Annotated in this window: 13 protein-coding genes and 1 pseudogene; 3 read left to right on the top strand and 11 right to left on the bottom strand. The window is 41.0% G+C overall.

Translation table 11 applies throughout. The annotated features are described in order from the left end of the window. Window positions 1–19 precede the first annotated feature (19 nt). From ACEQ1T_RS03030 to ACEQ1T_RS03020, 3 genes are all read right to left on the bottom strand, one after another. Window positions 20–703, bottom strand: a complete 684-nt coding sequence (locus ACEQ1T_RS03030; protein ID WP_370221716.1) for a GntR family transcriptional regulator — start codon at window positions 701–703, stop codon at window positions 20–22. A gap of 223 nt (window positions 704–926) precedes the next feature. After that, window positions 927–3,707: a DUF6359 domain-containing protein gene (locus ACEQ1T_RS03025; RefSeq protein WP_370221689.1), complete on the bottom strand. Its 2,781-nt coding sequence runs from the start codon at window positions 3,705–3,707 to the stop codon at window positions 927–929. Window positions 3,708–4,224: 517 nt separating this feature from the next. Further along, window positions 4,225–5,988: a methyl-accepting chemotaxis protein gene (locus ACEQ1T_RS03020; RefSeq protein WP_370221688.1), complete on the bottom strand. Its 1,764-nt coding sequence runs from the start codon at window positions 5,986–5,988 to the stop codon at window positions 4,225–4,227. 139 nt (window positions 5,989–6,127) lie between these two features. Between ACEQ1T_RS03020 and ACEQ1T_RS03015 the strand changes: the two genes are divergently transcribed. From ACEQ1T_RS03015 to ACEQ1T_RS03005, 3 genes are all read left to right on the top strand, one after another. Then, window positions 6,128–6,289: a hypothetical protein gene (locus ACEQ1T_RS03015; RefSeq protein ID WP_370221687.1), complete on the top strand. Its 162-nt coding sequence runs from the start codon at window positions 6,128–6,130 to the stop codon at window positions 6,287–6,289. Between the two features lie 263 nt (window positions 6,290–6,552). After that, window positions 6,553–7,818: a hypothetical protein gene (locus ACEQ1T_RS03010; RefSeq protein ID WP_370221686.1), complete on the top strand. Its 1,266-nt coding sequence runs from the start codon at window positions 6,553–6,555 to the stop codon at window positions 7,816–7,818. Window positions 7,819–7,934: 116 nt separating this feature from the next. Next, complete coding sequence (locus ACEQ1T_RS03005) at window positions 7,935–9,203, top strand: hypothetical protein (protein ID WP_370221685.1); 1,269 nt, start codon at window positions 7,935–7,937, stop codon at window positions 9,201–9,203. Between the two features lie 59 nt (window positions 9,204–9,262). Here ACEQ1T_RS03005 and tagH read toward each other — a convergent pair. From tagH to ACEQ1T_RS02965, 8 genes and pseudogenes are all read right to left on the bottom strand, one after another. After that, window positions 9,263–10,030: pseudogene (tagH, locus tag ACEQ1T_RS03000) on the bottom strand (teichoic acids export ABC transporter ATP-binding subunit TagH); the annotation flags it as partial. A gap of 13 nt (window positions 10,031–10,043) precedes the next feature. After that, window positions 10,044–10,847 (bottom strand): ABC transporter permease, encoded by an 804-nt coding sequence (locus ACEQ1T_RS02995; RefSeq protein ID WP_370221683.1) that lies wholly within the window; start codon window positions 10,845–10,847, stop codon window positions 10,044–10,046. A gap of 79 nt (window positions 10,848–10,926) precedes the next feature. Next, on the bottom strand, window positions 10,927–12,201 hold the full coding sequence (locus ACEQ1T_RS02990) for a nucleotide sugar dehydrogenase (RefSeq protein ID WP_370221682.1): 1,275 nt from the start codon (window positions 12,199–12,201) through the stop codon (window positions 10,927–10,929). Next, entirely contained in the window at window positions 12,198–13,187 is a 990-nt protein-coding gene (locus ACEQ1T_RS02985) for a hypothetical protein (RefSeq protein ID WP_370221681.1), read from the bottom strand. Before ACEQ1T_RS02985 ends, ACEQ1T_RS02990 begins: the two co-directional genes overlap by 4 nt. Next, complete coding sequence (locus ACEQ1T_RS02980; protein ID WP_370221680.1) at window positions 13,184–15,076, bottom strand: heparinase II/III family protein; 1,893 nt, start codon at window positions 15,074–15,076, stop codon at window positions 13,184–13,186. Before ACEQ1T_RS02980 ends, ACEQ1T_RS02985 begins: the two co-directional genes overlap by 4 nt. Window positions 15,077–15,094: 18 nt before the next feature. Next, the gene (locus ACEQ1T_RS02975; RefSeq protein WP_370221679.1) at window positions 15,095–18,097 is read right to left on the bottom strand and encodes a glycosyltransferase; all 3,003 of its coding nucleotides are present in this window, start codon (window positions 18,095–18,097) and stop codon (window positions 15,095–15,097) included. Next, a complete protein-coding gene (locus ACEQ1T_RS02970) occupies window positions 18,098–20,074 on the bottom strand; it encodes a methyltransferase domain-containing protein (protein WP_370221678.1) in 1,977 nt (658 codons plus the stop codon). It abuts the gene before it with no gap. Then, window positions 20,050–21,360, bottom strand: a complete 1,311-nt coding sequence (locus ACEQ1T_RS02965) for a glycosyltransferase (protein ID WP_370221715.1) — start codon at window positions 21,358–21,360, stop codon at window positions 20,050–20,052. The genes ACEQ1T_RS02970 and ACEQ1T_RS02965 overlap by 25 nt, the downstream gene beginning before the upstream one ends. Window positions 21,361–21,369 lie beyond the last annotated feature (9 nt).

The raw sequence follows: 21,369 nt of genomic DNA, 5'->3' as shown, positions 1-21,369 counted from the left end.
TTCCTCCCTGGATTTTAATTTAACTGCTTCGATTAGGAATAAGGCTGTTCACCTTATCGTAAAACTTCCGCTGGTTCAATCTGAGAATTTCCCGGCCAGCACGGGTTTTATGCTTAATCATGTAGCTTTCTGCAAGCATGCTGTCTTTTTGCAATAAAGCCTGGTAAATCTCTTCATGTTCTTCGATCGAAGCTTTAATATGCTCGTCATTGCCTTTAAAAAGCGAAGGGTACCGTTTCGTATTTGCCCAAAGCTCATCAATTGTCCGAATGAGCAGCTGATTATTGCAAGCTGAATAGATTTTTTTATGAAACTTCACGTTCAATGTTTCAAAATGGATGTAATCTTTTTTATTAAAGGCCTCAATGGATTCATCCAGAATCTCCCTCAGCTCAACCATGAGTGTTTCAGTCACTCCTTCAACCGCAAACCTCGTTGCAAGCCCTTCCAATTCAACCCGCAATTCAAAAATCTCCTGGATATCCTTAGACGATAAGGTACTTACAACAGCACCTACATGAGGCTTGAATTCAATCAGCTTTTCAGAGTCTAATTGACTGATCGCTTCCCTAACCGGGATTTCACTGCTTTGAAACCTTACAGCAAGACGGCTGATAACCAGCTTTTCACCAAATTCATATTGACCGCTCAGGATCTCTTCTTTAAGAGTTTGGTAAATCATTTCTTTTTTTGTTCGGTACATACTCAATCCGCCGTTCTCCTTTTTATCTAATAAAGTAAAATCATATATCATATATGATATATAATATATGATACATTTGAAGGTAAATTCAGTCAACAAAGAATTTTTAGAATATTTTTGTTTAAATTAAATCCTTTAAAGAAAAATGGAACACGATGCGATTTTAAAAAAAGCCTTATAAATAAAGAAAGCCGGAGTATCATCACTCCGGCTACTGCCCTGCTTACGCAGCTTCCTCTTCCTCATATGGAGACTCTATTTCCTCCCCATCGGAATCTTTGAAAATAATATGAGACGGATCCGCTTTTTTCCCAAGCGTCCATTTCTGTACATTTTCGGCACCGCGGATTTCCACGACTTTGCTGCTTTCGATCATGACTTCTTTAATTTCTGACCCTGTTAGATCGACAATTGCTCCTTTGTTGGCAGAGCTGATGACCACTTTTGTATTTTTCAGACCTTCGCCTTTAACTGCTGCTGATTTCTTCAGCCATAGACCTTGCGAGAGGCTGGATGTTCCATCCATTACTACCAAAGCATTATGTGGTCCAACCACGAATTTCTTCGCATGGTAGTTTACTAGATTGAAAACATGATCATATTTAGGCTCTTCCGGTTTAACTGCCGGCTTTAAGCTTGTCTGAATCATGACAGGGTCATGGTCACTTGCCCGGCCATGCTCTTCCATGAAGCCTGAGTTGATGTGAAGAATATCGACTTCTGTTTTCTTGGCGAGGTTGTTGGATACTAAAATGTGATCCAGAACCTGCGCATTTCCCTGGTAGTTATACGTATAGCGCTCTTCTGGCTGCACTTTTTCGATCATGTTTGTTAATTCATCGCCCTTTAAAGCCTTTAAAGGATTGGAGAATTCAAAATCGTTAAAGTCACCAAGCAGGACGATATTGGCATTTGGGTCTTCCGCTTTGACATCCTTTACAAAACCGTTAACCACGTTAGCGATTTTCATGCGCTGAATTTCACTGTTTAAGACAGGGGGCTGCACTTTTCCGAATAACGGAAGATCTCCGCCTTTCGAGTTAAAATGGTTGGCCACGACAATTACGCTTTCCCCCTGGAATTCGAACTGGGCCGCCAGTGCTTTGCGGCTATCTTCAAATGCTTCATTTGTTGGATCAATGCGTCCCGGGTTTAGCGTCAATTTGCCATTTTCAAAATCAACTGCATCAGTTGCAGAGCCCTTATCACCTTCGGATAATGTTACCCTTTCAGCGTTATAAAGGAAGCCCACACGGATGTTTCCTCCCGGCTGGCCGCCATCCTGTTTATCTTCTGGAGCGATGTCAGTATATGTGTAAGCTGGACCGCCCAGTTCTTTTATTTTTTCAATTAATAATGCTGCACTTAGATCTGCTTCTGTTGTGCCGCTATCCGTTGGCCCGTCATTATCCTGAACCTCTGTCAGACCAATGATATCCGGCTGCTTCATATTATCAACAATAGCTTCTGCTAATCTCGTAACCTTTTCAGCATCCGTTTTGGTTGAGAAGTTTTCAACATTATAAGATGCGATGGTTAATTGATCCTCTTCAGGAATAAGACTTGTTTCCTCTCTTACTGCAGGGCCTTCTACAAATTCTGGCAATGAGTCTGCATCACTTAACACTTTATAGTTGCTGAAGCCGTAGCTGACAACCCCCTGGACACTGCCGTTGAAGCTGTCGCCCATTTTAGCTACAAAATTTTCATCATTAATATCAATAGTGATCCTCTCAGGGTTAAAATCATTTTCCGAGATGCGAAGGCCGCCTGCTGTTGTGTTTGTTTCCACATCTTCCGGAACGACTATAAGCTCACCGTATTTTTGCGGTGCCACCACTTTAGGGTTGTCCACTTGAACAAGCATGCCTTCCAGGCTTTCATAAAAATCAATGCCGTCCTGCTCCGGATCAAACTCCCCAAAGCTGTCATCATCGATCACTTCAGTTGGCAGGTTCTCATTATTCAGAGTGACTGGAGCAGGAAGCTCCTGGCCTGAAGCAATTTTATTAATTGCTGAAGCATTAATTTCGGTGACTGGCAAATCTGTCTCCAGTTTTTCAGCATATCCGTCAAGCACCCATTCTTTCACCTGGCCAGAAACGGATACCACATCTCCAACAGATACACCATGTCCCTTTTTATAAACCAGGATTCCTTCAGAAGTTCTCTCATCATCGTCAGGCTGCTGATCCTGCATGTAGAAATTGCTGCTGTCTACCACCTTGGTGACAATTCCTTCAACGTCTGAAACCTGCTGGTTGGCATATTGGGAATAGTGTCCCACACCCTGGATATCATGAATGTGCAAACCTTCAAGCCCAATCATGTATTGAAATACAGACACCTTGCTGTCAGTTAAGCCTTCTTTTACAGCTATGGCTTTAATAGTTGTCTCATCATTAATGACGATTGGATTAGAATATACTTCGCTTTCAGCCGTTGGCTCTGACCCATCAACTGTATAATGGATTGCAGCGCCATCAGTGGAGGTTGATAGTTCAACTGCCGTTCCAGCTTTAACTGGTCCTGCTTCAGGGGAAGCTGTAACCGCTGATACCTGAGGTGTACCCGTATCTTCTGCAAACGTGTAAGCAGTTGGGCTTTTTAAACCTGGAACTGTAAAGTATGCTTCAAGTGAGCCTGTAATTTGTACTTTCTTCCCAAGGTTCTCCGGGTTATCTGCTAAATTCAGCTCTGCCCTTATAGAATTATTCGGCAATTGAACCGGAAGTATTTTACTTGGGTCTGTTTCACTTGCGGAATCTGCAATTGCCAAATTTGTTTCAACCGCGAATGGAGCATTATGTGTATATTTCGGGCCATTTGCTGTCGTTCCTACAATATATCCTTCAACTGTCGCTGTACCGTTATTATTGGCTATTGCTTCTGCCACAGACTTCACTTCTTCTGCACCAGCCGTGGCAAAAGGACTGAATAGACTAAGAATCAAAGCAAAAACACTAATAAAGCTCAGTAACTTTATGCGCTGCTTACCAATCATGTAATCCTCTCCTATTTCCTTATTTTAAACGTTTACATAAGACTACCATTCTAGTAAATCACTCATCTTTTAGGCATACAATCTGATATTTGTAAAAATTGAGTAAATAAGTAAAAACGGGTAAATTATCACGCTCTCCAATCAGGAAAAAAGACCTTTAAAAGAACAGATCACCACTCTATATGTACTATGTGTATAGAGTTTTTCCAGACAAATCATAATAAAAGAAATTTTAAGGTGGGAATTGAAAAAATTGGATAATGATAGTCCCCTTTTACTATTAGCATTACGAGTTCCGAAATACTTGAAAACTGAAGGAGCCTATTGCAGGATTTCAATTCTATTTGCAAACATGGTGTTCTAACTGCAGTTTTCTTCATCTATTTGCATCATATACAACTCAACAACATCACCCAAACAAAAAAGAAAACTTGCATCTCACATAGCTATCTAAAAATAGCTAAAACCTTGCCGCAGATAAACAGCAAGGTTTCAATTTCTTATTTTGGGGCTTAACCTATAACTTAAATACCTTCACCATATCATTAAGCCCATCAGCAAGTTCAGACAGTCGTTTCGAACTTCCTGTCACTTCTTCCATAGAGCTGTTCGTTTGCTGGATGGATGCTGCAATCTGCTCAATACCAGCAGCAGATTCCTCTGATATGGCTGCTATGTCTTCGATTGATTGGCTGACCTTCGTGCTGTTTTCAGTAATTTGCGAGAGCTGCTGTGTAACTGCCTGCAGACGGTTGACCATATCTGTAACTGCCCCATTAATTTGATGGAAGGTTCCTTCTGTCACTCTCATTTGTTCTGTTCCTTTTGTGACCTCTCCGTATCCGTTTTGAAGTGATATGACAACATCATTGGATTCATCTTTTATCCCGGTTACGATCATTGTAATATCTGAGACAGAATGCGATACTTGCTCAGCCAGTTTACGCACTTCTTCCGCTACGACAGAGAATCCCTTGCCGTGTTCTCCGGCCCGTGCAGCCTCAATGGCCGCATTTAACGCTAGAAGGTTGGTTTGATCTGCAATTTCCTTAATGACGGAGATGAGCTTGGCGATTTCCTGTGACTGTTTATCAAGACCCTGGACTTTTTCAACTGCTCTCTTAACAATTTGATCAATCGTATTCATTTGCTGTATGGAGGTGGTCATTGCCTTGTTTCCTTCTGATGTTAAACACAAGACTTCTTCTGACAGGTTTGAAACCTGTCCGCTGTTTTCATTGGCTGTTCTTATGTACTCGACAAATTCATTCATGGCCTCGGATAAATCTGAAGCTGAACTCGCCTGCGTCTCAGAACCGGATGATAATTCCTGCATTGTAGAGGCTACCTGGCTCGTTCCCTCTGTCACCTCGTTTGAAGACTGATTCAACCCTTCGCTGTGGCTGCTTACTTCGTCGGAATCATTTACAACATCTTGAATGACCTTTCTGAGATTTGCTGCCATGCCATTAACACCCGTGCTTAATTGGCCGATTTCATCCTTTGCTGGAATAGCAAGGTCTTCAGCAGAGAGATCATTATTAGCGATTCTTTTGACATGTGCTGAAATCGCTTCAATATGTTTAGACACCCGATTACTGAATATATAAGCGATAATACCAGCCGCCAGCAATAAAATGCCAATAATAATGAGTTGGTTTCTTACATTTATAATCATTTCCTGTTTATAATACTGCTCTGTTTCAGCTACTATGGAATCTATATCATCCAAATAGTTTCCTGTACTGACTACATAGTCCCAGGGCTCAAACAGTTTGGAGTAAACACGCTTTTTTACCAGTCCCTCTGTTCCCGGCTTTTCCCACATATACTCGGAAAATCCATCGTTATCAGCTGCTGAAAGGATATTTTTTATTAAATAGGTGCCGTCGGGGTCCTGGATTTCCAGCCGGTTTGATCCTTCAGCATCTGGTGTAATAGGATGTGCTACAAGATTGCCCTCCGTATCATCAATCCAAAAATAACCCGATTCTCCATACCTGAGTTCTTTTATTAGCTCTCCACCAAGTGATTTCGCTTCAGCTTCTGATAATTCACCTGATTGATATTTTTCATACGCATAATTCAAAAGCGAATAAGCAGATTCCACCTGGCTTCTGACATTGGCATCATAATCCTTAATCAAATTTTCTTTGAAGTTCTTTAACTGGATGCTGTTGCTATTAATGGCAGCGATGATATTATACGAGCTGACCGTACCTGCCAATATCACAAAAATCGCCAAGAATACCAGCAATAGCTTGTGTTTAAATTTCCTCACTTTCTGTCTGTCCCCTTTTCTTCTGTTTTATAACGAATATCAATAATATGCTCCTCTTAGTATATCGACTCATTCACGCTTTAAATTAATAAAATGAAAAAAAAATATACATTCTGCCAGCTCCTGGAGCACTTTTATTATGAGAGTGCTCTGTAGAAAGCCGTTGCTAAACAAGAATCTGTTAGTAAGAAAAGCAGCAACCAGAAAGATAGGAGCCGCACATCGGGAAATTGAGAATGAAGAGAGAATTAATATAGAAGAAAAATCCATAGAAGTTACAACAGAAGACCCAAAAGAATAGTTGAAAGACATTCCCTTCCGTAATCATTCCTGCCTGCTTTCTATTTCCATATGGCTACTCCACTTCCGTTTCTATCCTCAATATTTTTCAGCCGTCAAATAAATATGTATTTTTTTACAACTTTCCTTCAAACCATTTAAACGCTGACGATATAAGTAAAAATAACTATGATTATTTTCCTGGTTGCATATTTTTATATAGTCCTATAGATTCCGTTTTTCCTCTAACCATCAAAAAATAATAAGACTTAAAGGAGCATAACTATGATCAGGAGCCTATACTTAACTTTAGTACCGCTTGTTTTATTGCTTACTATTCTCAGCATCCCATTATCAGCATCTTCAGCTGCCTTAACCGTCACTCCTGAGCAATTCGGTGCCAATGGGTTCGATTCCAGGCCAGATACAGAGGCTATGAGAAAAGCTTTTAACAGCGGAGCTGATACTGTAATTTTAAAAGAAGGCAGCAAGTACATCATAGACAAGAGAATAACCATTAATCAAAGCATTAAGATTGTCTCGGGAAAAAGAAAAGCCTCCATAATCCAGCATTCAGATAAGCAAGGAATCATATATTTTAAGAATACCTCCGCTGTTAATACCAAAGCGGCACAAAAAATAGTAAAGGGTTCATCCTACATAAGTGTCCAGGATTCGAAAGGAATTAAGCAAGGAGATATCATTGAACTTAAATCCAGCAAGCTATGGAAGTGGGATAACCGAAACACTTTGACAAAGGGTGAAATTCATACAGTTAAGAGTGTTAAAGGGAATAAAGTTTATTTAAGTACCAAAACAGATGATGCATATAATGCAGGTAAAGATGAAGCCGTACAGGTGCGCACCTACTCTCCAAGGAATATTGTTCTGGAGAATGTGGATTTTGTGTATCCTAAGCCATCTAATACAACTGCTATCATTATAGATCCAAGTAAAAGTTCCAGCTTTCAAAATATCTCTATTAAGAATTCCAAGCTTATAGGCTTAAAGCTGATTAAAAATGTGAATGCAAAAGTGGACGGATCTTACTTTAATCTTGGAACAACGAAAGATATCAATACAGGGTATGGGATTCAGGATTATGGCGGAATTAAGACAAAAATAATTAAATCCACCTTTGATCGAGTAAGAAGAGGTGTGGATTTTTCAGGGGATATCCCTTCCCGATATGGTCTGGTGGAGTCCAGCAAAGCATTTGGGCCTCCTAAGGGCTCTCTTGCTTCGGGAAACAGCGGCTTCGGAACCCATTCAACAGCTGAGAATATTGTATTTAAAAATAACTACGTGAAGAACTTTGACTATCATTTTGTCAGCCGGGGAGATAAGATTACTTTTAAAAACAATACCGGAACCGGAATCACGAAGGCATTCATGCATACAAATTATGGAGATAATATTACTGTTGCCAATAATACTTATATCAGTGAGAACAAGAGCAAACTGGAATATTTTATATTAAGAAGCACCAGTTTTAAAGGCTCTATCAAACACTACGGCAATAAAGGATTATATCAAACTTATATAAGATGATTACAAACTCACCCCGAATGCAAAGTTCGGGGTTTTTTTATGGAATTGATATAAACTAGGTTTGTAAGGCCCATAAAGCGGGAAGAAGACAAAAGCTGACTTGCAAGGGAGGATATATGTTGAAAAGTACAGCAAAAAAAACACTTGGCCTCCTTGTTCTCCTTATTATTGTCCTGCTGATTATTTTCAATCAAGCACCATCTCCGGATGTCATAACCCCTGAGGAGTTCGGAGCTGACGGATTTGATCAAAAACCGGATACTGCTGCACTGCAAAAGGCTCTGGATACCGGTGCTGATACCATTAAGTTAAAAGAAGGCGCCACCTATTATATTGATCAAACACTGACAGCACGAAAAAGCATAAAAATCCGTTCCGGGAAAGAGAAAGCAAATATTATTCAGCTGTCAGAAAGCGAAAAGGTTTTTGTTTTCAAGAATAGAGCCAAGTCAATTACCAAAGCTGCAGAGGATGTCACCAAAGGGAATTTGTCCATTGTGGCCGAGTCTGCTGCAGATGCTCATCCAGGCGATATTATTGAGCTTAAATCCGACAAGCTTTGGCATTGGGATCATCGGAACAGTCTTACAAAGGGTGAGATACATACGGTAAAAAGTGTTTCAGGAAAAACGATCTTTCTTTCTTCTAAAACAAACGATAGCTATTCAATCAGCAAGAATGAAAAAGTAACCATTAAGCTTTACTCCCCTAAAACCATTCATATGGAAAATATCCGGTTCTCTTACAGCAAGCCTGCCAAGAACACCGCTATTGTAATTGAACCTGCAATAGATTCAACCTTTAAGAATTTAAATATCAGCAAGGCTAAGCAAACTGGAATTAAACTTATTAAGAATATAAATGCCAGAGTGGAAAAGTCCTTTTTCAGCCTTCATACAGATAGGGAAATTGCCATGGGCTATGGCTTCCAGGATTATGGCGGCAGGGGCACCTCCATTTCAAATTCTACTTTTGAAAAGGTGCGCAGAGGTGTTGATTTCTCGGGTGATATCCCTTCCCGGTTTGGCAGAGCAGAGAACAACAGAGCCTACGGTCCTGAAAAAGGGACGCTTGCGGCAGGAAACAGCGGTTTTGGAACGCATTCAACTGCGGAGTATATCACATTTGAAAGCAACTACGCAGAGAATTTTGACTACCACTTTGTTAGCAGGGGAAACCATATTACATTTAAGAAAAACTCGGGAACAGGAAATGCCAGAGCATTTCTGCATGTAACACACGGCAATAACGTAACTCTTGAGAACAACTCTTATACCAGCACAGAAGGCAGCAGGCTGGAATACTTTATTCTAAAGGGAACCCAGTTTGACGGGAACATTATTCAGGATGGAAATACAGGAGCCTATCAGGTGTTTGAAAGATAACAAAAGGAGGGGACTTCCCCTCCTTTTTACTTTAAACTCATCCTTTGCCTGAAAAACATCTCAGATTTATAGGCCTTTTTCTCCTCTTCTTCCAGCTCATTGTACCAGGAAATATACTCCTTATACTTTCCGATTACTTCCCTGCTTTCACCAAATTCTTTTACCTCTCCAAAATGAAGCCATAGGACACGGTCAGCAAGGGAGCCAATTTGTGAGAGTGAGTGGCTGATAAAAAAAATAGTTTTTCCGGAGTCTTTAAATTCATTTATTTTTTCCAGGCATTTTTTATAGAATGTCTCATCTCCAACAGAAAGAGCCTCATCTACTACCAGAATGTCCGGATTGGCATGTACCGAAATGGCAAATCCCAGCCGTGCCTTCATTCCGCTGGAGTATTTTTTAACAGGCTGCTGAATGAATTCCCCTATATCTGCAAATTCTGCTATTGCAGGCGTAAGTCTTTTGATCTCCGCCTTCTTCAGTCCAAGCATTAGGCCCTTCAATTCAATATTTTCCAGGCCGGTAAGCTGATTATTCAACCCTGCAGATATGGCAATTAAACTGGTTTCGCCATTCACCTGGATACTCCCTGACGTTGGGGCTGTTACTTGAGCCAGGAGGCTGGACAGAGTGGACTTTCCGGAACCATTCACGCCGATCACACCAATCGTTTCCCCTTCGTATACTTCAAAGGATACCTTGTTTAACGCCAAAAAGCTTCGGTTCTTTTTGCTCCATAAAATCAGATCCTTTATTTTTTCCGAATTGGATTTAAATAATTGGTACTCCTTGGCTACATTCCGAAATACTATTTTGGGTCTTCTCATGCTCTCCCTCCCTTTATAAATAATCTACAAACCGATTCCTGAACTTCATATGAAGAATAGAGCCAATAAATAAAATGAAAAGTGTAACTGCCCAAAAGTAGATGGTATATGGCAAATCCTCATGGAACCATCCCCTGCCTAAAAATGTATCCCTGAAGCCTTCAATAAGGTAAAAAAGCGGATTTAATTTTAAGATATCAAGCCACGGATAGGGAAGGCTGCTGACATCCCAAAGGATGGGAAGAACAAATATCATCATTCTCATCAGCGATTGAATCAGGCTCTGAAAATCTCTGAAAATAGCTGATATGGTCGAAAAAAGCAAAGTGATGGAGAACAGGAAAATAAATAGACCAGCGAGGTAGTACGGCAGCTGAAGCAGATAGTACCCCGGATTGATGCCATAAAAAACCAGCAGGCCCCCTAATAAAATGAGCAATACGATGAAATTAAAACCATTTGTCGCAATCGCAACAGAAGGCATTATACTGATGGGAAATTTCATTTTGGATACAAGATTGATTTTGGAAAAAATGCTGTTTGAACCCTGTATAATAGCAGGACTAATAAAAAGCCATGGGATAAGCCCAAGAATCAGCCATATAAAAAATGGCACATCTCCCACAGCCTCTCCTCCTCTAATTCCTAGACCAAACACAAGCCAGTAAACAAAAATACGGGTAGCAGGATTCAGTATCTGCCAGACAACGCCCAAATAATGCAGCTGATAGGAGCTTTTTATTTCAAATTGTGCCAGCCTCATAATTAGATGGATATTTACGGCCTGCTCTTTTATAATCTGAAAAACAGCTCTCACACTAACGCCCTCAATTCTTTGGATTACCTTTTCTAAAGGAAACAGAGGATGGCCAGGAATGCAGGCCATCCGCTTCAGGTTACATCATAATTTTTTCTTTCTTATAATTAAACAAGTTGCCGAAGTGTATATATTGGATATCCTCTGTCCCGTTTTGGACAACTTTCTTTGTATCAAATATTCTTTTGTCTGCCATTTTAGCCATTTTACTGTAATCCGGCTCTTTAAACTCATTATGATCAGTTAATATTACAGCAAGGCTTGAATTCATGACTGCTTCCTCAAAGTCCTCCGTAACCCAATCCATTTTAACATGAGGATCATATGAACGTATTTCATAGTTTCCTTGTTTTAATAGAAGTTCCCTGATTTCCATCGCCGGACTCTCCCGGATATCATCTACATTACCTTTATAGGTCAATCCCATCAAAGTGATAATGTTCCCGCTGGCCCCTTCCATCAGGCTGTTGATATTTTCGACCACATAATGAGGCATTGACGTATTAATAGTTCGAGATAAATCTATCAATTTTGCCTTATCCGGCGCTTTCGAGACAATGAAGTAAGGATCCACTGCCAGACAATGGCCTCCTACCCCCGGACCTGGGGTGTGCAGGTTGACACGGGGATGCTTGTTAGCCATTTCAATGACCTCAATTGCATTCACTTCCAGGTCATTGCATACCTTTGTTAATTCATTCGCGAGCGCAATGTTCACATCCCTGAAGGTGTTTTCCATCAGCTTAGACATTTCAGCGGTCTTAGCAGTCGTCTTAATGATTTCCCCTTTAACAAAGGTGCTGTATACCATTGCTCCAGCCTCTGTACATTCAGGAGTAATTCCGCCGACAATTCGGTTATTATAGATTAGCTCATGCAGTATTTGACCCGGAAGAACGCGTTCAGGGCAATGCACTAAAAAGATATCTTTGCCTGCTGTATATCCTGCCTTTTCTACCAAAGGCAGAATATAATCATCCATACTTCTCGGAGCAATAGTAGATTCCACAATAATCACATTTCCCTTTTTTAAATAAGGGATGATCGAGCTGACAGCACTAAGAACATACGATAAATCGCAGGACTTGTATTCGTCATCATGATTAGGTGTTGGTACGGAGATGATGAACGCATCTGCACTCTCAGGTGACAATGATGCTTTAAACGTTCCTCTCTCTATCACTTCACTCAGGGCTTCCTGCAATCCGGGTTCTTCAATATGGATGCTGCCTGAATTAAGAATTTCAACTACGTCTGCTTTTACATCCACTCCTGTAACCTCTACACCGTGCTTCGCAAACATTATGGAAGTTGGCAATCCGATATATCCTAAACCTATTGTACAAATTTTCATAGTACCACTCCTGCTCTCATAATTTGACTAACTTTATCCTGCAAAAAATTAGGATAGTGCTGGGCAAGTTCCTTATGCGTATCGTATTCACCTAAGTCTAATTCAATATTGTCATAGCCTCGCAGCTTCAGAAATTGATAAAATGGTTCAACATGATCTTTATAATGCGGCTCACCTTTCCCTACGTGAATTAAAATACGGGGATTGGCTGAACTCGTTTGGAGCTTGGCAGATATTAACCCTGTCAATATCCCATTCGCCCATGCCTTATCTTCCTCTGACAGCCCCCCTGTTATATATTGAAAGACAGGTGTGCTGACAGATTCTAAATTCTTTAAATTTTTTCCTAGGTAATGCCCCAAATATATTTGAGGCCCTCCGGCAATGGCAAATCCGTACTCACCTAAAAAGGAGTGATAAATAGAAGCAAAGCCTCCTTTACTTGAACCGGCACAAATGATATTTTTTTTATCCAAATGATTATAATGACGCACTCTCTCTATTAACACATTCACTTTTTCCGCTATAGAAAAAGATTTCGATTCGCCCAGGTAATAAGTCGCACCTGTCGGATCCGGACCATAGTCATCTTTTATAAAAAGCTTTGATGCCGGGAACTCATCCAGGGTTTTCATATAATTGTAGCCAGGGACCTTGGCCATTGCTTGAAAGACGACGATTAAATACGGTGATTCCCTTTGATGGTGGTAAATATATTTAAGGCCTTCTTCTGAAGTCATTTCCAGCGGGAGGTTCATGTATTTGGAGGTATCCGTCCATCTTCCCTCAGACATAACATGATATTTGTATTTGTAATTGAGATGGCCTCCAAGCTCCTCACTGGCAATTGTCAGCTTCTCTCCAGGTTCCATAACCTTCAGCATGGCAAACTCTTTTTTACGAAAGTCTTTAAGGACAAATCTGATTTCCTGATCGATATCCAATTCTTCATAAGGATTAAATTTAAAGACGTCTTTTTCAATCAAGTGAGCAATCCCTCTCTTATACTGGAATTTTTTCTTGCCGCCTGGACATATTCCATCTCATTTTCTGCAGCAGCTTTCATTAGACGGCTATTAAAATGCTTTTGTGAACGATAGTATTTATCATTGATGAAAATATGTTCATGGAAATCAGTAAGCTCTATCTCAATGCAATAGTTCCTCCACCTTACGCTAATGTTTGTACCATCCCATTCCACATCTGCAGCATCATGCTTTTTCAGGGAAGTCCCTAGAGATATTTGGAAGACATTGTTAACGGCCATCCCTTCCGTCTTAAAGGTAATTAGCGTATTTGGGACGAATTCACCATATTTCGGGGAAACCCACCCTTTTAATGGACCGGTTTTCCCCCTAGCTGTTTCAGATTCAGAGTTGGCTGAACTGGTATAGATTTGCCTTAAGCTTATGACTTCTTCATTTTCCAAACACCCATAAAAGGTTTCATTGTATTGTTCACACTCAAGATCGCTGTGCAGATTGAAAAAGGTCTCAAATTTGTGTTCTTTGTATCCCTTCAACTGGTCAAAGATTAAGATAACATCCGGTTTTAAATAAAGATAAAACCGCCTGTGATTAATATTTTTATAGAGTGCATGCATCCCGGATACATAAGCGATATTTTTTGTCAGCATGGCAGATAGAAGCCCGCTTTTCCCTTTATTTCGATTGGGGATATCCACTGCCTTACCATCAGCCATTACACTATTATGAGCATACGGGGAGACAACATATTTCCTCTCCTCAGAAGTGTAGTTATAATTGAACTTTCCGCCTTCGGTAATGACCTCTCTTCCCTTGGCAAAAAGCACGAATGATAAGTCATCATGATGCTTATGGACTCTGGAATGAAAGCCGCTGTATGTAATAAACTGAATGGCATCTTCGGACCAGTCCCATTTATTTCTTAATGCCGCAAAGCCGCCATCAAAAAATACAGAATCGACTGGAAGCGGTCTTTTGGTCAATGCATCTTTTTCGTCCGGGTGTTTCATTAAATTTTCCAAAAGTTCTTTTGTTCTATCACTCCAGCTCTTTAAGACAAACGGGGAAACCGCAGAATTTTCGCTGTCCCCAATGGAAGGAATCCTCCAATCCGGCCGGGTTGTGCAAATCAAAAACACGAAAGCATTGTTTAACCTTTCCGCCAGCTTTTCAGCGCCCTGATATCCAACCCGCTGCAGATAACTTAAAAAGCTGTAAAGCGTTTTGAGCAATGAATATACATATTGCGGTGAATGCTCCAAGTAGCTGCCGTCTTCTGCAAACAAATAAGTGATTTGCCTCCAAAACCGGCGGATTGATTTCTCTTCCCAAATCGAACTTTGCTCCATATGGGAAAATTGTTTTGCTGCGGTATACAGTGCGATATCCTGCTCAAGTCCATGGTTATGTTCAGGCATATAAAACTCATCATCCATCAGCTTTTCAGCATGCTTTTCTACAATAAGCTCAAATTGACTCGCCTCATTTTCATTCGCTAGAGAACTATTGCTCCATACTGAGAAAAACCTGCAGATATTTGCCAGCCTATATGCAGTTGAATGGTCATGCCAGCCCATTTCTGATGGTGACACCGGATAATTTACCTCAAACCAGTTGAGGATCAGCTTTTCAGCCATTTTCAGGTACCTGACATCTCCTTCCACTGCATATCCATCTAATAAATGTGACACAGAGACAAGGGAATGATGCTGAAAGCGCCACGAACGTTCCGGTCCAGCAAATGACCAGATATCTGCAAAATCCGCCGCAACCGGACCATATCGCTCACTTGTAAACCATTCATTGCGGAAATAGCCTTCGCAGCGTTTCAGCAGCATCTCTTTAGAATGTATTCTGGGAATAAATCTAATCGGTTCTATACTCTCCATCACGGCCACCTCCTTTGCTTACTTGCCCGGGATTCCCATAACCCTTGCTCCCCGTGCTTTGAATAATTCAATACTATTTGTTTCCATTAACTCAAGGGCCACTCGGGAAGATAAGGAAGAAAATAACTCCCTTTTAAATAATCCCCTTAGTGGCCTTATGGAAGGAACCTGTCCATAAAAAAGCTCCTGGCTGTCATGTTCCCCAATTATCTCCCATGGTGCATAGCTGGAGGTTAGGGCGAGATGTGAAAGAAAATCTTCAGTATGGTTTTCATAAGGGGATAATAAGGCAATATAATCAAACTCTTTTTCTTCCATCAGCAGGTTCTGATATTTACGTAAATATTCTTTTAAATCCCATGCCTCAATAGATGGATTATCAATATAGATGGATTTATGAGTGTCATTCTCTAGCAATAGGACCAGGCGCTTATTTTTCCATTTTTGTTTTGTAAAGCTTTCAACTATTGAAGCAGCTTCACTTTCATTCCCGGCCCTCGCATACACCAATATTTCCAGGTCTCTTCTGCTGAAGGGGAGATTTAAGGAAAGGGAAATTTTCTCAAGGCGGTCCAGATATGTGTGGCTGGCCAGCACCCGGTTAATGCCCTCCCGCGCAATTCTCCTGTATTCCTGTTCATCTTCAAACAGTATACGAAATGCTTCTGCAATCTCCGCTTCATCCTCTGACACGCAAACAAGATCGCCGAACAATGCTTTTACACCATCAGAATGAGTGCTTATTATTGGCGTTCCTGATGCCAGTCCTTCATAGACACGCCTTGCAAACATCGTAGGGGAATGCTGCACTGTATTCACATTAATCATGACTTTATAGCCCTTATAGGATTTGTCGATTTCATAGTATTTCAAAGAGCCTTTGATATAGGGCTGCAAATGATCAGGAAAGCGATTATTCTTCAAAAGCCCCTGCTGGACTTTATCATAATTGCGGTCATAAATCGCCAGTCCATACGGAATGGCTTCTTTAAAGATCCGGAGCATACTTTCGGACCTTTCGACATGCTTGGCATAAAAAGACCCTGCAAAGCTCGCAGCATTTTCCCTTGGCCCGATTGTCAGCGGATTATGGATCTTAGGCTGTGCAGCAAAAGGCAGGCAGTCCACGCGGTCATGTCCGCAAGCATCCTTATAAGACTGGACGCTGTTTGCATCGGTTGTAAATATGTAATCAAATAGCTCGGCTGTTTTTATAAAGTGATTAAAGTGGACAGGATCCTCTTTATTCCAGAAAACGGTCGGTACCCCGTGTTCATTGCACCAGTTGATCAATTCCTTCAAATCCTCAACCGCTTCTTCACTGGTAAACTGGACTTTCTTTGTCCAGGCTCCGCCATTTCCACGCCAGGCCGATTCGACCATCAGCAAGTCGGGGACATTGGCTGACAGCACATGTTTCCAATTACCAGGAGTAAAGGAAATCAACTCACATTCATTGGCGAAACATTCCGTTGTGAACTCATCAAATATTACAGCCATTTTGATCTGTTCTAAATCTTTTTTGGGAACCAGCCCAAAATTCTCAACCTCTTTTGGTTTCACCCAGACCATATCTCCGCCTGTTTGCTCTTCCTCGAATTGCTTAATAGTAAAACGGCTGAATGTAATTTTATTTGGACCGGATAACTTACAGGCAATCCGGCATTTTGTGATGCCGCTCTTGAATTTAATGATATTTTTCTCATTTAATTGCAGAGGGATGATATCCTTTTTTTCGTCATCCGAATAGGTAACAAGGATGGGAACTGCCAGGCCGCTTCCAGCTTTATCAGCATCGATTTCCAATTCATAATAGCTATTTTCTGTAATTGTAAAGGTGCTTGATTCCGGCACGAGCTTAAAGCTGATATTTTTGATTCCGTATGACACATACTTTGTCTGGCTGGATTCCCGGTCGGAAATTAAAGTGAGCTTATTGCCATCATTGATAAACTCCGATTTTGAAGGAGGAGGAGCAAACCAGCTGTTTTTATCAAGTGAAACCTCTGTAACTGCCAGTGGAACCTTTGGTTTCTCCTGAAGATGGATGGAACAGCCTGCAATGGTTCCGGCCCCTTTCACTCTTAGAAAAAACCGGATATCTGCAGTCTGATCAGAAAGCTTAATTTTCTTCAGCCTATTTTCCTGAATACATTTGACATCAATCGGCTGTTCGTGATCATATCCGACAATAATCAATTCTTTTTCCAGTCTTCCTGCTGTTTGGGTTTGAAAGAAGACCTCATAGCAGCTTTCTGCATTTATGGATTGGTGGTGCTGTGTCTCAGGGCATCTCTCAGATGGCTGATGGCCGTTGCCCAAGGAAAGAGCAGCGTATCTTTGCTCAGGCAAATGAATCACCATTTCCTGTTCATTCTTTGAGATGTACTTTTCATCAATAGGAGCTGCAAAGATTTCACTGCCGGAAAAATGGAGTTTCTTTCCAAGATCATACTCAGGAAAGCTGACAAAGCGATCTTGGTCTGCCTCTATCTGCTCTTCTGCCATAAAAGGAATTACAATATCGCCAATTCTCAACTCCTTAATATCCAGGCTTCCGCTTCCTTTAATTTTTAGAGCAATTCTTACGCTTTCGCCGTTATCAATCCTGATCTGACCTGCTGATCCCAAGGAAATTTTCTTCATGTTCGTTTTCCGGCTGTTTTGATATCCGATCAAATATAAAGCAGCAGTTAAGCTTCCCGTTGCTTCTCCCAGGAAGTGAATGTTATGTTCCCCATTTTCCAGCTGGACCAAAGGAAATTGTGGGGGTCTGGAAAAGTCGACATTGTTTTCACGGTAAGAAAAGTAGAGATGCTGTGAATCAGGGATTTCGGCAAATAGGCCCCCCGGGATTTTTTCCAATGTTGTTTGGCTTTGCGCCCGATACCACCATTCACTATTCGAAAGTTTTTTGAGTTTTACGGGATGCGGAGCCTCCAGACTGTCCAGCTCAAATTGAAGCTTCTTTTTACGGTCAGCAATCCGGGCAAGCTGTTTTTCTATTAATTGGATGTCCATTTAAACACTCCTCTCGGCTGAGTGATTGGCAGACTGTTTATGGCTGTTCGCCTTGATTTTGTTTTTGAAGCTCCAATACCTTACCGTTACCTTTCCCAGCTTCGAGTTTTTAATGGCTTTATATCTCTTATTCAGATATTCATATTTAGCTCTCTCTTCCAGAAGCTGTTTGATGGTTTGTTCACATTGCTGGAGCTCAAATAACACTTCTTCTTTTGCCTTTGCCATATCAATTTGATAGTTTTCCTGCAGAAAAGCTATTTCACCTGATAGTTGTTCATTCTCATGAAGTGCTTTTTGAAGAACCTCTTCATTTCTTTGCTTCTCTTTCAGGGCTTTGCTATATTCTTCATTCAGTGCACTAACATCCGCTTCATATTTCCGCTGTATTTCAGCTAACTTTGCCTTTTCAGCGTGAAGCTTTTCCTGTATGGACTGGTTAGCCTCTTTAATGGCGAGCACTTCATTATTTTTTAATTTCGTCTGTTCTTCTTCTTTCCTGACTGCCTGCTCAACCTTTTCCCGCAGCCGCCTTTGTTCTTCTATGCTCTGCTGAACCGCATTTCCTATCGAACTGTACATCTCTTTCTCCGAATTAGAGGCAAGCTCCATTTGAGTGCGCAAAAAGTCCTGAAGGGTATGAAATCCATGCTTGTTCTCACGGAGTGTTTCTTCCAGGTTTCCTGACAAGCCGGAAACCATTTGATTTGAACGTCTCAGCTCTTCAAGCGCATGATCCAGCTTCTTCGTTATTTCACTTTGCTTTTTCTTCATTTTGACTTCAAATTTACTTTTCGCGTCGCTGACGGAAGTTAACTTATTTTCAATTTCAGCTGAAATCACCCTGCTTTCAGAATGAAGCGATTCAACGATATGTCTGGCGAGGGCTTCCCCATTCTCACGATTTTTCTTTATTTCTTCAGTTATTGCAGAGACTTGATGCTTGAAGTTGTGTTTCATTTCATTTATTAATCGGGATGGTTCAGCACCCTTTTCGCTTAGATCTGCAAGCAATCGAATTTGTTTTTCCAGCTGTTCATTCATTATTTCAATCTGACGTTTTTTTTCTTCAGCCTGTTCCTTTAAATCCGCAATCCGTTCATCCTTAGCCTGGATATGCTTCTCGTATTCTTCATCCCGCTTTTCGCTCCATGCTTGCTGCTCTCTTAATTGCCTTTCCAAAGAGGATATTTTCACCTTCAAAAGCTCATTTTCATTCCCTGCCTTTTCTCCATGAACTTGCATACTCTCCAGTTCTTGTCTCAAGCCCTCATTTTGCTCCCTTAATTTATGAATCTGCTGTTTCTGCTTAACAGCCTGATTCGTTAATTCACGCTCGATTTTGTAAAAGGCTTCCTCTGTCCTCTCGGCTAATTCCATGGAAACTTGAAGATCCTCTATCGTTCTTGTTTTCTTTAATTTCCTTCCCGTAAAGCCAATCCATTTTCCGAGAAAGCTAATATTTGTTATATCAAAGAACGGATACAGGTCCCTGTATATCTCCAATGTATATAAGGTTCTTTTATGATCTGGATAATCGTTAATCCCAAATGGTACAGTAATGATAATCCTTCCCTCCGGCTTCAAGAGGGAGTATGCCTTCTCCACAAATGAATGGGAATCATAAAGATGTTCAAGAACTTCTGTTATGAGTACGCAGTCATAGGAATGTTGCAAATCTTCATGAAGAAAGTCTCCATTGATGAAAGATACATTCTTAAGGACTATTTCACTCTCACGCTGCAGCAGCTTAATTGCATAATGGATAGACTCCTTCGAAATATCTACACCTGTTACATGTCTTCCTTCCCTGCCCAGCAGAATTGGAATCAGTCCCTGGCTGCAGCCAATATCCAGGACATTGTTTCCCTTCACATTTTTCATAATCCACTGCACACGATTTCGCGTCTTTTGGGCCATCAAGGGGCCTAAGTCTCCAAAAAAGGCTTCCGCTATCTTATCCAAATTCTTTTCCATCCCAACCCCTCCTTGACTTGCATTAACTTTTGATACACATTTAGAAATTGTATTTTCTCCCGATCCCAGTTATATTTTTCACGTGCTTTTAAAGCATTCAAGCTATATGCATTACGCAGATTTTCATCAGCCAGCAGTCGATTCACAGCCTTCGCTATCTCTTCAGGCCGGTGCGAGTCAATGCATATTCCTATCTGTTCATTCTCTATTACTCTCTTAATTTCAGGAAAACGGCAGGCTATTACGGGAATCCCGCTCATCATATACTCAAACAGCTTGTTGGATGAAGCTGAGTAATGATTAAAGCAGACGTTATTCAACACCTGGAATCCCAGGTATGCCTGCTGTGTATATTGCGGAAGCACGGCAAGAGGCACTTTGGAAAGAAACTTGATTCTGTCAGTCAGGTTTCTTTTCTTTACCTCATCCTGCAATTCTGTTTTTATTTTTCCGTCCCCAATGAAGACGAGAACACCTTCTTTAAATTTCGCAGATGCTTCAATGAGCTTGTCCAGCCCTCTTCCTGTCTGGATGCCCCCCTGATAGAGAAGAATTTTTTCTTCTGCTGCAATGCCGAGCACCTCGTGGATGGCAAAAGAAGGATGAATGTTTTGAGGTGTTATAAAAGGGTAATTATGCACTACATGTGGATAAAAACCATAAACCTTCTGGTTATAGCGCGCCCTGGTATGATTCTCTACAATCATTTCATCCGCCATATTTATCAGAAGAGCTTCAAGCCGCCCATAAACGGAGTGATCATAACCTGTTCGGCTTGTCTGCACTTCATGGGAATCGTAAATAAGCCTTCTTTTGCAGATTCTTAACTTCGAGCAAAACCAGCCTTGAGGCAATGTGTTCAAGTCGTTTGAATGATAAATATCATAGTTTCCGTGCCAGCCTTTTCCGATCATCCTTAGAAAAATTGCCGAACGAATCCAGAGTGTTTTGGCTTTCGTCTTCACCAGCAGCAAGAATAATATTGTCAATAAGACTGCAGGAAAAGGCAAAATATAAAGAACACACGCCCATGTAATCAATGCAAGCAAACCTGCTGCTTTATGTTTAAGGCAGAAATTATATACATGCTGCAGTATCTCGAGCAAAACTGGATACCGCCTGACACGGAAAATCTCAAAGTGCTCTCCCCTTTTTTCATACCTTGGCAGATTTTCTTGCTTTGGATCATGGATGCAAATGAGATCAACACTATATCCGCTTTCTGAAAGAGCCATACATTCACGTAAAACTCGGGCATCGTTTGTAAAGTGGTTCCAGACAAACATACAGACACG

The sequence above is a fragment of the Cytobacillus sp. genome (genome assembly GCF_964223445.1).
Taxonomy (GTDB): Bacteria; Bacillota; Bacilli; order Bacillales; family Cytobacillaceae; genus Cytobacillus.
Note: the sequence above shows the minus strand (reverse complement) of the source record. Positions and strands in the feature narration are given on the sequence as shown.